A 12,702-nucleotide genomic window follows, 5' to 3' on the forward strand; every position below is an offset into this window, starting at 1 on the left:
CAGCACCGAGATCCGCGCCGCCGTGGCCGCCGGCCGGGGGCTCGGCCCACCGGCCGGCACCGACGCCTACCAACCCACCGACCCGCTGCACCGCTTCGTCCGGCTCCGCGACCGGCGCTGCCGCTTCCCCGGCTGCCGCGCCCGCGCCCGCTGCTGCGACCTCGACCACCAGATCCCGCACCCGCACGGCGACACCGCCCACGACAACCTCGCCTGCCTGTGCGAACACCACCACCGGCTCTCCCACCAGGCGCCGGGCTGGCGGCTGCACCGCGACCCCGACGGCGGCCTGGTCTGGACCCTGCCCGGCGGACGCACGATCACCACCTACCCGCCGCCGTTCGGCACCGACGACGGCAGCACCGGCCCCCAGCCGCCACCCCGGCGCACCGGCCGGCAGCTCTACGCCGACGCCCTCGACCGGATCCGCAACAGCCGGCCACACCCACCCGACCCCGACATCCCGTTCTGAACGGCCGTCGACACGCGCTAGGTCGTTCTACCGATGTCTACGGTCCTGGCTAGAGAACCCCATACGGTGCTCGACATGGATCCCGTGCGGAACCCGTACGCGCCGGGCGCGGGGCAGCGCCCCCCGGAACTGGCCGGCCGCGACACGGAGCTGTCGGCGTTCGACGTCGTCCTGGAGCGGATCGCACACGGCCGGCCCGAGCGGTCCCTCGTGCTCACCGGGCTGCGCGGCGTCGGCAAGACCGTGCTGCTCAACCAGTTGCGCTCGGCGGCGATCTCCCGCGGCTGGGGCACCGGGAAGATCGAGGCCCGGCCCGAGCAGTCGCTGCGCCGTCCGGTCTCCTCCGCGCTGCACATGGCGCTGCGCGAACTCGGGCCGCGGCACAAGGACCAGGAGTCCATCGAGGAGGTGCTCGGCGTTCTCAAGGCCTTCGCGCTACGCGAGACACCGTCGGACGCCAAGGTGCGCGACCGGTGGCAGCCCGGGATCGACGTGCCCGCCGCGACCGGCCGGGCCGACTCCGGCGACATGGAAATCGATCTCGTCGAGCTGCTGAGCGACGCGGCAGGCGTCGCCGCCGACATCGGCAGCGGCATCGCGCTGTTCATCGACGAGATGCAGGACGTGCAGCCCGACGACGTCTCGGCCATCTGCGCCGCCTGCCACGAGCTGTCGCAGCAGGGCGCACCGCTGATCGTCGTCGGGGCGGGTCTCCCGCACCTGCCCGCCGTCCTGTCCGCCTCCAAGAGCTACTCCGAGCGGCTCTTCCGCTATCTGCGCATCGACCGGCTGGACCGGGAGTCGGCGGACCGGGCCCTGCTGGCGCCGGCAGCAAGGGAGGACGTCGAGTTCGAGCCCGCCGCGCTGGACGCGCTCTACGAGGCCGCCGACGGCTACCCCTACTTCGTGCAGGCCTACGGCAAGGTCACCTGGGATCTCGCTGCGTCCTCCCCCATCACCGCGGACGACGTCGCGATGGCCGCTCCGGTCGCCGAGGCCGAGCTCGCCGTCGGCTTCTTCGGCTCCCGCTACGACCGCGCCACCCCGTCCGAGCGCGAGTACATGCACGCGATGGCCGATCTCGGCGGCCCAGCCGGCGCCGCGGTGGCGACGTCGGAGGTTGCCGTCTCCCTGGGCCGCAAGCCGGCCTCCCTGTCACCGGCCCGCGACTCGCTGATCAAGAAGGGGCTCGTCTACTCCGCCGAGCGCGGGCAGATCGCCTTCACGGTCCCCCACTTCGGCCGATACCTGCTGCGCCACCCCGACTAGCTCTCGACAACCGTTGGCATGCGGCAAGAGTCGGCCGCGATCAGCGTCGCCTGAGCCGGGCCGTCGTCAGGCGGGGTGGGGGAGCGCGGGCGGCAGGATCTCCGGGCCGGCCACCAGCGGCCGCGGAGCGTCCACCGGGTGCGCGCGGACCGCCAGCACGGCCACGTCGTCCTCGACGCCCTCCCCGAGCATCTCGGCGAGCAGCCGGTCGCACAGGATCTCCAGCGGCACGCCGGCCGACCGGGCGAGGATCTCGCGGACCTGCGCGCGGCCCTCGTCCAGCGGCAGTCCGCGCCGTTCGAACAGTCCGTCGGTGAACAGCAGCAGCGTGCTGTCCGACGGCAGCGCGGCCACGCCGTCGAGGCGGCGGCCGAACCAGCCGACGCCCAGCGGAGGGCCGACCGGCGCCGCCAGGTCGACGACGGTGCCGTCGGTCAGCAGCAGCATCGGATCGGGATGACCGGCGTTCGACCAGCGGAGCCTCCGGTTCCCCGTCACCCGGTCGACGTCGGCCTGCTCCACCCGGCAGACCAGCGCGGTGGCCATGGCCGGCACGGCGAGCCCGACGAGCGCGTGGTCGACCCGGCGCAGCAGCTCGGCCGGATCCTCCAGCCGGTCGTACGCGATCCCCCGGACCAGCGTCTTGACCTGCCCCATCGCCGCGGCAGCCTCGATGTCGTGGCCCATGACGTCGCCGATCACCAGCACCGTGTCGCCGTCGGGCTGCATGAACGCGTCGTACCAGTCACCGCCGATGGAGACGCCCTGCGTCGCCGGCCGGTACCGGACGGCGAGCTCCAGGTGGTCGGGCTGGACGGGCGGGGACAGCAGACTGAGCTGCAGCCGCTCGGCGACCTGCTGGTTCGCCGTCGCCAGCCGTGCGTTGTCCAGGGCGAGCGCGGCGCGCCGGGAGGCGATCTCCGCCGTCCGCAGCTCGGTGGGGGTGTGCGGACCTCGATCCGCCCCGTTGACGAGGGTGAGTGCGCCGAAGACCTCGCCCCGGGCGATGAGCGGGAAGGCCGCGAGCGCCCGCGGTGCCAGCGGCTCCAGCGCCGCGCGCGCCTCCGGGCTCGAGACCATCTCCCGCATGTGCCGCTCGGTGAAATCGGGGATCACGACCGGGCGGTGGTTCCGCAGCAGGCTGGGCACCGGCGCCGTCGGCAGGTTCGACGCCACCCGGAGGTCGGCATACCGGTGCATGGCCGGCACCTGCGCCGGGTCGCGGTGGGCGCGCCCGACGTCGCGCCGGGTGCCGTCGGGATCGACGACGCTGACCAGGCACCAATCGGCCAGCAACGGCACGACGAGATGCGCGAACCGGTCGACCGCCTCATCGGTGTCCAAGGTCGACGTCATGGCCAGGTTGATGTCGCCGAGCAGCATCAGGTGGCGGCCGGCCTCCGCCGCCTCGGCGGCGGAGGCGACGGCCTCCGCCGCGGAGAGCTCCCGCGCCACCACCGCAGCCGCCCGTTCCTCCTCGGCGAGGCGGCGCGCGGTGACGTCGTCGTAGGTGACCACCAACCCGCCGTCGGTCCGGAAGGCGTCGACCTGGAACCAGATCCGCAGCGGCTCGAACCACGCCTCGAAGCTCGCCGGCTCACCGGTCGCCGCCACCCGGCGGTAGTTCAGCTCGAAGGGGGAGTCGACCGCCTCGGGGAACTCCTCCCACACGACCCGGCCGACCATGGTCTCGACGGTGCGACCGAGGAGCGCCGCACCCGCGGGGTTGACGTACCGGAACCGCCAGTCCTCGCCCAGCATGAACAGCGGACGATCCATGCCCTCGACGGCCCGCAGCAACAGGTCGCCAGGCAGCGGAGCCGCCTCGTTCCGGGTCATGCCGGTCACTCTGCCTCATCCGTCGCCTCCCACCGGTACTCGCTGACCGTTCGTGAGGGGGACATCACCCGATCGCGGACGACGGGGGATCGGTGGGCGCTCGCCGGGTCCTTGGCAGCGGCGGGGGAGCCGGACAGAATCGCTGTCTCCCACCGGCGCTCGAACAATGGGGTAGCGGCGGTGGCAGCCGGACGTGGGAGACGGCAGTGGGCGAGAGCGAGTTCCGCGCGGCCCACCTCTTTCCAGCGGCGGGCCAGCGGCATGAGGCGGAGCTGGCGCGCTTCCTCGACACCATGCCCGCGGCCTTCTGCATCCTCGACGGCGAATGGCGCTTCCGGTACGTGAACGCCGAGGCGGAGCGACTGATGGGCCGTCCCCGCGACGAGGTCGTGGGGAGGTCGCTGTGGGATGTGTTCCCGGACCTGTCCGGCAGTGACATCGCCGAGACCTACCGCGAGTCCGTCGCCACCGGCCGCCCGATGACCTTCGAGACGGTGCACCGGCGCGCGCCGGAGCGGTGGGTCGAGGCCCGCGTCTGGCCGGGCCCCGACGGGGTGGCGGTCTACGTCGTCGACGCCACGGACCGGCGGAACGCAGCCGAGGCAGCCCGTCGCGGCGCCGCCCGGGCGGCGCTCCTCGGCCGGGTGAGCGCCGAACTGGGCGCCGAGCTCGACACCGAGGCGGCCCTCGGCCGGCTGGCCCGGCTCGTCGTCCCGGTGCTCACCGACGGTTGCATGGTCACGGTGACCGACCGGGAGGGCCGCCCGCGCGACGTCGGCTCCTGGCACGTGGATCCCGCCCGACGCCCGCTGATGGAGCAGTACACACGCGTCCGGCTCGAGACCCTTCCCGGCACCTCCCCGGTCGCCCAGGCTCTGCAGGAGGGGACGCCGGTGACCGAGTCGGTCGACGCCGTCCTCGACCTGATGCCGCCCGGCCGTGCCCGCGACCTGCTCATCGCGCTGCACCCGGCCACCGCGGTGGTGCTCCCGCTGGGCGCCGAGGGCCGGACCTTCGGCGTCCTCACGCTCTACCTGGACGCGGGCCGGACCCTTGGCGAGGAGGACCTGGACACCGCCCGGCAGGTCGCCGCCGCAGCCGGCCGTGCCGTCGCCCGGGTGCACCGGCAGAGCCAGCAGGCGCAGCTGGCCGAGACCCTGCAACGCAGCCTGCTCACCGAGCCGGCCGCGATGGGGGACGTGCAGGTCGTCGTCCGGTACGTGCCGGCGGCAGAGGCGGCCCGCGTGGGCGGGGACTGGTACGACGCGTTCCTCCAGCGTGACGGCACCCCGGTGCTCGTGATCGGCGACGTCGTCGGGCACGACACGGTGGCGGCCGCCGCGATGGGCCAGCTCCGCGGGCTGCTCCGCGGGATCGCCCACTACAGCGGCGCCGGGCCGGCCGAGGTGCTCCGCGGCCTGGACGAGGCGATCGCGGACATGCACCACGACACCCTCGCCACCGCGGCGATCGCCCGGATCGAGAGCGCGAACGACGGCCGTTGCCGGATGCGCTGGGCGAACGCCGGCCATCCGCCCCCGATCCTGCTCGGCCCCGACCGGCGCACCACGGTTCTCGGCGAGCCGGTCGGCGACCTCATGCTCGGGGTGGACTGCTCGGCGGCCCGCACGGAGTCGGTGCGCGACCTGGCACCCGGTTCGACCGTCCTGCTCTACACCGACGGCCTCGTGGAGCGGCACGGCAGCACGCTGGACGTGGGCACGGCCCGGTTGTGCGAGCTGCTCCGAGAGCTGGCCGACCGGCCACTCGGAGATCTCTGCGACGCCCTGCTGGGCGATCTGCTGCAGGTGAGCCGCCAGGACGACGTGGCGATCGTCGCCGTCCGGCTGGCCCCTCCCCAGCCGGAGGGAGGAAGAAGCGGTCACCGTCACGGTTGACCGTCGCCTCCGGTGGGCACACCAGCCGGCAGGACGAGCGATTCGGCTGAACGGGGGCGAAGACGATGGCTCGACTCTCCTGGCCCGTCCGCCCGCTGCCGGACGGACGCGGTGAGGTGTGGCGCTGGAACCTGGGCGAGGTGGCGCAGCTTCCTGCTGCCCGCGCGGCGCTGCGGGACCGCCTGGGCGACGTGGGGTTGCCGCCGGACGGCGAGTACGGCGCCGGGGAGCAGTTGATCCTCGCGTTCGACGAGCTGGCGTCCAACGCGCTGCGGCACGGAGAGTCCCCGGTGGTGGCGACGATCGTGGCCGGCAGCGGCGGCTGGCTGCTCGACGTGAGCGACCGCGCGCACGAGTCGATGCCGATGCCGGCGGTCGACCGGGACCCCGCGCAGGGCGGGATGGGCCTGCATCTCGTGGCCCGGATGTCGGTGGCGCACGGCTGGTACGTCGACGGGGGCGCCAAGCACGTGTGGGCCTGCCTGCCCACCACCGTGGAGGACCGCGAGCACGCGATGGCCTAGGTGGAGAACGCCGAGACCCCCCGCTGTGATGGGCAGCGGGGGGTCTCGGCGTTTCTCGGTCTCACGGCAGGACGAGCGACAGACCACCCTTGCCGTAGCCCGGGACCTCGATGGCGAGGTCGAGGCGGTTGAAGCCCGCGAGCATGCCCGCGATGTCGCCGGGCACGTCCTCGCCGTCGCCGACGAGCTTGTTCAGCTTCGAGTGCGGGGCACCCGGGGTGTTGAACAGCGCCGACAGCACGTTCACGACCTCGTGCAGCGCCTCGAGGAGCATCGGGCTGAGCTCCTTGTCCTCCTCGACGGCGTCCTGGGCGCCGCCGGGCGGCAGCAGGGCGAGCGCGGCCGCGGTGTACGCCGAGGCCCCCAGGTCCATCACGCACAGCGCGTTGACCGACATGTCGTTCGCGGTGAAGATCGCGACGGTCACGGGGCGGTTCGGCTCGGGAGTCACCGGCGCGCCGGGCGAGACGGAGACCTCCTTGCCGACCAGGCCCGAGAGCATGTCCCGGACGTCCTTCGCGGCCGGCAGCAGCACCGTGCTCATGCCAGCACCCCGTCGAGGTGCTCCTTGAACGTGTCCTCGGTGAACGGCTTGGCGATGAGGAACAGGGCGCCGGCGTTGGCCGCCTTCTCCCGCATCTCCGGCGAGCCTTCCGAGGTCACGAAGCCGAACGGCACGGCCGAGCCGGAAGCCCGCATGGCCTGCAGGCACTCGATGCCGGTCATGTTGGGCATGTTCCAGTCCGAGAGCACCAGGTCCGGCTTCTCCGACGACACCTTGGCCAGCGCGTCGGCGCCGTCCTCTGCCTCCACGATGTCGTGGTCGTCGTAACCGGCCTGACGCAGGGTGCGGATGACGATCTGCCGCATGACGCGGCTGTCGTCGGCGACAAGGATCTTCACAGCTGGTGCTCCGTTCTTGGTTGAGCGTGGATCAGTGGACCGGGAGCGCCGGGAGGGCGCCCTGGACGGAGATGGACAGGGGCTCGCCGCGCCAGAGGACGTCGACGCGGCACAGGTCGGCCGGGTTGCGCACCGCCGGGGCGGCGCCGACGTCGGGCAGGCTCAGCGCCGACGGGCCCGGGAGCGCCGCCTTCACGTTGCCGCCGACGACGTTGGCGATCTCGCCGAACGCGTCGGCGATGTCGTCGTCCTCGAGCTCGGCCGGCGCGTGCTCGCCGAGCAGCGCCCGGGTGAGCCCGGCGGCGGTCTCCCGGCCGGTGGTCAGGACGACGGTTCCGGTCCACGGTCCGACGACGTCGACCCAGCTGGACACGATGTCCGTGGGCAGCTCGCCGGGGAGCGGGACGAGGATCTCGTCCTCGCCGACGAGCGCCGTCCAGGCGTCCTGGGCGATCGACTGGATCGTGGCCTCGTCGATCAGCTCGGTGATGACCGGGCGGTGCTCACCGCTGCGGCGGCGCTCGCCGGTGTCGAGGCTTGTCACAGCGCGACCTCCTGGGGGAGCAGGCCGAGCAGCGCCAGCTTGTCGCGCAGCGCGTCGGCGGTGAACGGCTTGATCACGTACTCGTGGGCCCCGGCCGCCAGGGCACGCACGATCTGCGTGTGCTCGCTCTCCGACGTGACCATCATGATCGTCATCGAGCGGTACGCCGGGTTGGAACGGACGGCGGAGACGAACTGCAGTCCGTCCATCACCGGCATGTTCCAGTCGACGGTCACCAGGTCCGGCACCCAGCCGCCCTCGAGGACGTCGAGGCCCTCGCGGCCGTCGCCGGCCTGGTTCACCTCGAATCCCAGGTTCTCCAGAGTTCCGGAGACGATCCGGCGCATCGCGCGCGAATCGTCGATCACCAGAGCACGCACGTCAGGCCCCCTTCAGTGGGCGGTAGGCGGAGCTGCGGCCGACGACGACCCGCTCCCATGAGTCGTCCACCCCGAGCGTCGTCTCTGCCGCACCGAGGAACAGCCAGCCGTCGGGACGCATGAGGTCACGCACCCGCCGGAGGATCGCCTGCTTGGTGGGCAGGTCGAAGTAGATGAGGACGTTGCGCAGGTAGACCACGTCGAACGGGCCCATCCGCGGCAGCGGCGCGGCCAGGTTGCACTCGCTGGCGGTCACCATCCGGCGCAGGGGGGCGGCGACCTCCCACTCGGTGCCCGCGCGGGTGAAGTGCCGGACCAGCATCGGCGCCGGCAGCCCGCGGTTCACCTCGAGCTGGCTGAACCGGCCGGCCTTCGTCCGCTCGACCATCTCGCGGGACAGGTCGGTGGCGGTGATGGAGACGCGGGCCGCCGCGTTGGGCAGCGCGTCCTCGAGCAGCATCGCGATCGTGTACGGCTCCTGCCCGCTGGAGCAGGCCGCAGACCAGATCTGCAGCCGCTCGTTCGGGCCGCGGGCGGCGAGCAGCGAGGGCAGCACCGTCGAGGTGAGCGCGGTGAACGGATCGCCGTCACGGAACCAGGACGTCTCGTTCGTCGTCAGCGCCTCGACGATCTGCCGGGTGCTGTCCGGGCTGGGCCGGGTGCGGACCGACTCGACGAACTGGGAGACGTCGGTGATGCCCATCTGCCGCGCGATCGGCAGCAGCCGCGCCTCGACCAGGTACTCCTTGCCCGGCTGGAGCACGATGGCGCTCTCCCGGTGCACGAGATCGCGAACCCAGTCGAAGCTCGTGGTGGTGAGAGTCATCGTGGGCCTCCGGCCAGGATGGCGCCGGTCGCTGCTGTGACTCCGGCGAGGTGGCGGTTGATGGCATCGGCAATGCGGTCGAGCGGGAGGATCTCGTCGGCGAGGCCCGCCTGGACGATGGCGCCCGGCATGCCCCACACGACGGAGGTCGCCTGGTCCTGCGCGATGACCGTGCCGCCCCCCGACCGGATCTCCGCTGCGCCGTTGCGGCCGTCGGAACCCATGCCGGTCAGCACGACGGCGAGGACCGCTCCGTCGTACGCGGCCACGGCCGACCGGAAGAGCGGGTCCACGGCCGGTCGGCAGAAGTTCTCCGGTGGTCCCTGGTTGAGGCCGGTGTGCAGGCCACGGGCGGTCTTCCGGACGACGAGGTGGTGGTCGCCGGGCGCCAGGTGTGCCGTGCCGGGCAGGAGCGGGCTGCCGTCGGCGGCCTCCACCACGCGGAGAGGGCTCAGGCGGTCCAGTCGCTGGGCGAACTGCCGGGTGAACACCGGCGGCATGTGCTGGACGAGCAGGATCGGGACCGGGAGGTTCGCCGGCAGCCGGGGCAGGACCTGGGTCAAGGCCTCCGGCCCTCCGGTGGACGAGCCGATGACCAGGACCGCCGGCTTCTTGCCCGGCCCGGTGCGCGGTGCGGCCGGCCGTGGGGGCGGCGGGGGAGCGGCCGCCGGGCCCGCCGTGACCGGGCGGCCGGTGAGCGCCTTGATCTTGGGGATGAGCTGCTCGCGCACGCTCTCCATCGACTGGCTGACGCTGCCGACGTTGGCCGGCTTGGTCACGTACTCGTTCGCCCCGGCCGACAGCGCGTCGAGGGTGGCCGAGGCACCGCGCTCGGTGAGCGTGCTGAACATGACGATGGGCACGCTGCGGTGTGCCGCCCCGCCCTGGCCGCCGCGGATGGCGCGCACGGCCTCGATGCCGTTCATCTCCGGCATCTCGATGTCCATGGTGACCAGGTCGGGCTTGAGCTGCTCGAGCTTGCCGAGCGCGATCTTGCCGTTCACAGCCGTGCCGACGACCTCGATGCCGGGGTCGGCGGAGAGGACGTCGGTCACGATCTTGCGGACGACGACGGAATCGTCGACGACCATCACCCGGATCGGGTTCACGCGTGTCCTCCTGCTCCCTGCTGGGTCAGCCCAGCAGGCTGTCGTCTCTGTATCGGCAGGAGGCCCGAACCCTTGAGCGGGGCCGGGCGTCGCGTACCGCGAGAACGACTGGGAGCCGCTCAGCGATATTGCCTCTCCCCGGTAGTTTCGGACCGGATCGGGCAGAACTGAACAGCCCGCGCAGATTCGTTACGCGAATTGTCGGCGACCGTTCTCAGAACGGTCGGGAAGTCATTTCAGACATTTGTCGACAGCCATTTCTGTCGACGGCGATCAGCGGCGGCCGACGCGCTTCCAGGGCGCCTGGAGAACGGCGAGCGCGTGCTCGTCGAGGAGGTCGGCCACGGCCGCGCCCTGCACGCATCCGGCCAGGGCGTTCCAGACGCCGGCGGCACCGTCGTGCAGGTCGAAGCCGCCGTCGAGGAAGGCGTGAACGGCGTGCAGCTGGCCGAGGGCGAGCGTGCGCGTGCGTCCGGAGACGTGCCCTGCCCAGGACGCCTCGTGCATCGCGGTGGCCCATGGACGACGGTCTGCGCGCGCCTCGTCGACGGCGGCGCGCCAGGCGTCGCGGCCGCCGGCATCGAGCGTGCGGACGGCGTCCAGCAGCTCGGTCAGTGCAGGATCCACCGGCGGCAGGCCGATCAGACCGCGGTCGAGCGCCGCGTCGAACGGGCCGGTCAGCTCACGGCGGACCAGCGGGGGCAGGACGCCCGCCGCCCAGTGTCCGAGGGCGGCGTCGGCCAGCACCCCGGCGGCCTCGTCCCACTCGTCCTCGGCCAGGAAACCGCGGGCGAGGTGCTCGGGGCCCAGGACGTCGTCGCGCAGCAGCCGTTCGAGGGTGGGCCCGTCGCCGATGGTGCCGCGCTCGAGCTGGGCCACCAGGATCGCCGTCCGGTCGCCGGTGCCCTCGGCCGCCGTCCGCACGTGCGGCACCGACGCAGCCAGCTCACGGGCCTTGCGGGACCGGATGGCGAGCGCACCGCGCTCGTCACGGGCGAGGCCACGGCCGGGATGGACGCCCGCGACCGAGGCGAGGCTGATGGCGTCGGCCCCGAGGCCGGCGAGGAGCACGGTGGCGACCGATCGCCCGGCGGGCAGCCGGACCAGGTCGAATCCGAGCGTTGCGGCGCTGACCAGTGAATAGGGCATGGCAGCGCCTCCAACCGACTCTTCCCCCGAGGTGGGTCGCATCATGCTGCCGGTCGGTGACCCGGAGCGCGACACGGCCGTCACCCCTTCGCGGGAGAGCGATGGGGGGACGGCCGCGTGTCGGCGCTCGTTGTGTTATCGAGCAGTTGCTCTCAGTAGCTGAATCGGGAGACAGCCGTCCGCAGGTCGGCGGCCATGCGGGACAGCTCGTCCACTGCGGTGCGCGTCTGGCCGAGGGCCTGGTTGGTGGCGTCGGCCGCACCGGAGACACCGCCGATGTTGGCCGCGATCTGGCCCGAGCCGTCCGCGGCCTCCCCCACGGACCGTGACATCTCGCTGGTCGTGGCGGTCTGCTCCTCGACCGCGCTGGCGATGGTCAGCTGGTAGTCGTTGATCTGGCCGATGATCTCGCTGATCCGGCCGATCGCCGTGACCGCGCCCTCGGTGTCGCCCTGGATGGCCTCCACCCGGCGGGCGATGTCCTCCGTGGCCTTCGCCGTCTCCTGCGCCAGCTCCTTGACCTCGTTCGCGACGACCGCGAAGCCCTTGCCGGCCTCACCGGCCCGCGCCGCCTCGATCGTCGCGTTCAGCGCCAGCAGGTTGGTCTGCTCCGCAATGGACGTGATCACCTTGACGACGTCGCCGATCTCGCGTGAGGACTCCCCCAGCTTCGTCACGGTCGCAGTGGTCGTCTCCGCCTCGGCCACCGCGGCCGCCGCCACCCGCGCCGCCTCGTTGGCGTTCTGCGAGATCTCCCGGATGGAGGCGCCCATCTCGTCCGCGCCGGCCGCGACCGTCTGCACGTGCCGCGACACCTCCTCCGCGGCACCGGCGACCACGCCCGACTGCGCGCTGGTCTCCCCGGCCGACGACTGGATCTGCGCCGACGACGCGGACAGCTCCTCCGACGACGCCGCCACGGCGTCCGCCGAGGCCACGACCGTGGAGAGCACGGCACGCAGGGAGCCCAGCGCCTCGTCCAGCGACGCGGCCATCCGGCCGACGTCGTCGGTCTGGTCGACCCCTGTGGCGAGCGTGAGATCACCGTCCGCGAGCCGGCTGATCGACCGGCCGACCCGCGTCAGCACCCTGGTGATGGACCGCGCGACCAGGACACCGATCCCGATCGAGAGCACGATGCCCAGCCCGACGACCAGCAGCATCACCGTCCGCATCGTCGACTCGGCCTGCCTGGCCGCGGCAGCGCTCTCCTTGGCCGTCGCGTCCTCGAGATCCGACAGCTTGGTGAGGCCCGAGATCACCCGCTCGCTCACCGGCGGGATCTGGTTGAGCCGGACGTCGTTGAACTCCGCCATCTGCCCCGCCGCGGCGAACGCGTTGGCCTTCTCGGCGAGCCCCAGGTAGGTCTGGACGTCCGCGGAGACCGCATCGATCAGCTTGCTGACCGCGGCCGTGGGCCGCGTGTCCTTGCGCAAGCGGGAGGACGCGTCCCCGAGCGCGGTGGCGGCGACATCGCGCGCCTGCTCGGCGGCCTTCTTGGCCTCGGGGGTCGGCGCGGAGGTCCGCTGCAGGGACGCGAAACGGTAGGAGATGTACTGGAAGCGCATCTCCTGCGCGAGCCGGGTGCCCAGGACGTTCTGCTGGTACATCGTCCCGGTGCGATCCGCGGCCGAGGACAGCGAGTTCAGGCCGACCAGACCCACGACGACGGCCACGACGATCGCGGTGCCGACGGAGATCATGATCTTGGCGAGGACGCGAAGGTTGCGGAAGCGTCGCGCGGCCGCGGTGAGGATGCTGCGCATGAAAAGGACTCCGGTGGGCGAGA

13 protein-coding genes are annotated in these 12,702 nt (G+C 72.6%); 4 read left to right on the forward strand and 9 right to left on the reverse strand.

The features are described 5' to 3' along the window. Both AC2H4J_RS20910 and AC2H4J_RS20915 read left to right on the forward strand, forming a co-directional pair. On the forward strand, positions 1-472 hold a 472-nt coding region (locus AC2H4J_RS20910), incomplete at its 5' end, for an HNH endonuclease signature motif containing protein (RefSeq protein WP_487466841.1). Between the two features lie 75 nt (positions 473-547). Next, on the forward strand, positions 548-1,741 hold the full coding sequence (locus tag AC2H4J_RS20915) for an ATP-binding protein (RefSeq protein WP_487466842.1): 1,194 nt from the start codon (positions 548-550) through the stop codon (positions 1,739-1,741). A gap of 66 nt (positions 1,742-1,807) precedes the next feature. Here AC2H4J_RS20915 and AC2H4J_RS20920 read toward each other — a convergent pair whose 3' ends face one another. Further along, positions 1,808-3,580 carry a PP2C family protein-serine/threonine phosphatase gene (locus AC2H4J_RS20920; RefSeq protein ID WP_487466843.1) on the reverse strand — a complete coding sequence of 591 codons (1,773 nt, stop codon included), beginning with the start codon at positions 3,578-3,580 and terminating at the stop codon, positions 1,808-1,810. 206 nt (positions 3,581-3,786) lie between these two features. Between AC2H4J_RS20920 and AC2H4J_RS20925 the strand changes: the two genes are divergently transcribed. Then, positions 3,787-5,478 carry a PP2C family protein-serine/threonine phosphatase gene (locus tag AC2H4J_RS20925; RefSeq protein ID WP_487466844.1) on the forward strand — a complete coding sequence of 564 codons (1,692 nt, stop codon included), beginning with the start codon at positions 3,787-3,789 and terminating at the stop codon, positions 5,476-5,478. 65 nt (positions 5,479-5,543) lie between these two features. Then, positions 5,544-6,002 (forward strand): ATP-binding protein, encoded by a 459-nt coding sequence (locus tag AC2H4J_RS20930; protein WP_487466845.1) that lies wholly within the window; start codon positions 5,544-5,546, stop codon positions 6,000-6,002. Between the two features lie 61 nt (positions 6,003-6,063). Here the strand turns inward: AC2H4J_RS20930 and AC2H4J_RS20935 are convergent, their stop codons facing one another. From AC2H4J_RS20935 to AC2H4J_RS20970, 8 genes are all read right to left on the reverse strand, one after another. Then, positions 6,064-6,546, reverse strand: coding sequence for a hypothetical protein (locus tag AC2H4J_RS20935; RefSeq protein ID WP_487466846.1), 483 nt, complete (start codon positions 6,544-6,546; stop codon positions 6,064-6,066). Then, the gene (locus tag AC2H4J_RS20940; RefSeq protein ID WP_487466847.1) at positions 6,543-6,905 is read right to left on the reverse strand and encodes a response regulator; all 363 of its coding nucleotides are present in this window, start codon (positions 6,903-6,905) and stop codon (positions 6,543-6,545) included. Before AC2H4J_RS20940 ends, AC2H4J_RS20935 begins: the two co-directional genes overlap by 4 nt. Positions 6,906-6,936: 31 nt before the next feature. Further along, positions 6,937-7,449 carry a chemotaxis protein CheX gene (locus AC2H4J_RS20945; RefSeq protein WP_487466848.1) on the reverse strand — a complete coding sequence of 171 codons (513 nt, stop codon included), beginning with the start codon at positions 7,447-7,449 and terminating at the stop codon, positions 6,937-6,939. Next, entirely contained in the window at positions 7,446-7,829 is a 384-nt protein-coding gene (locus tag AC2H4J_RS20950) for a response regulator (protein ID WP_487466849.1), read from the reverse strand. Before AC2H4J_RS20950 ends, AC2H4J_RS20945 begins: the two co-directional genes overlap by 4 nt. 1 nt (position 7,830) lies before the next feature. Further along, positions 7,831-8,655, reverse strand: a complete 825-nt coding sequence (locus AC2H4J_RS20955) for a CheR family methyltransferase (RefSeq protein WP_487466850.1) — start codon at positions 8,653-8,655, stop codon at positions 7,831-7,833. After that, positions 8,652-9,764 (reverse strand): protein-glutamate methylesterase/protein-glutamine glutaminase, encoded by a 1,113-nt coding sequence (locus AC2H4J_RS20960; protein WP_487466851.1) that lies wholly within the window; start codon positions 9,762-9,764, stop codon positions 8,652-8,654. Before AC2H4J_RS20960 ends, AC2H4J_RS20955 begins: the two co-directional genes overlap by 4 nt. Before the next feature lie 273 nt (positions 9,765-10,037). Then, entirely contained in the window at positions 10,038-10,913 is an 876-nt protein-coding gene (locus AC2H4J_RS20965; protein WP_487466852.1) for a hypothetical protein, read from the reverse strand. A 152-nt stretch (positions 10,914-11,065) separates the two neighbouring features. After that, positions 11,066-12,679, reverse strand: a complete 1,614-nt coding sequence (locus AC2H4J_RS20970) for a methyl-accepting chemotaxis protein (RefSeq protein WP_487466853.1) — start codon at positions 12,677-12,679, stop codon at positions 11,066-11,068. Positions 12,680-12,702 lie beyond the last annotated feature (23 nt).

The sequence above is a fragment of the Blastococcus sp. OS1-29 genome (genome assembly GCF_057628075.1).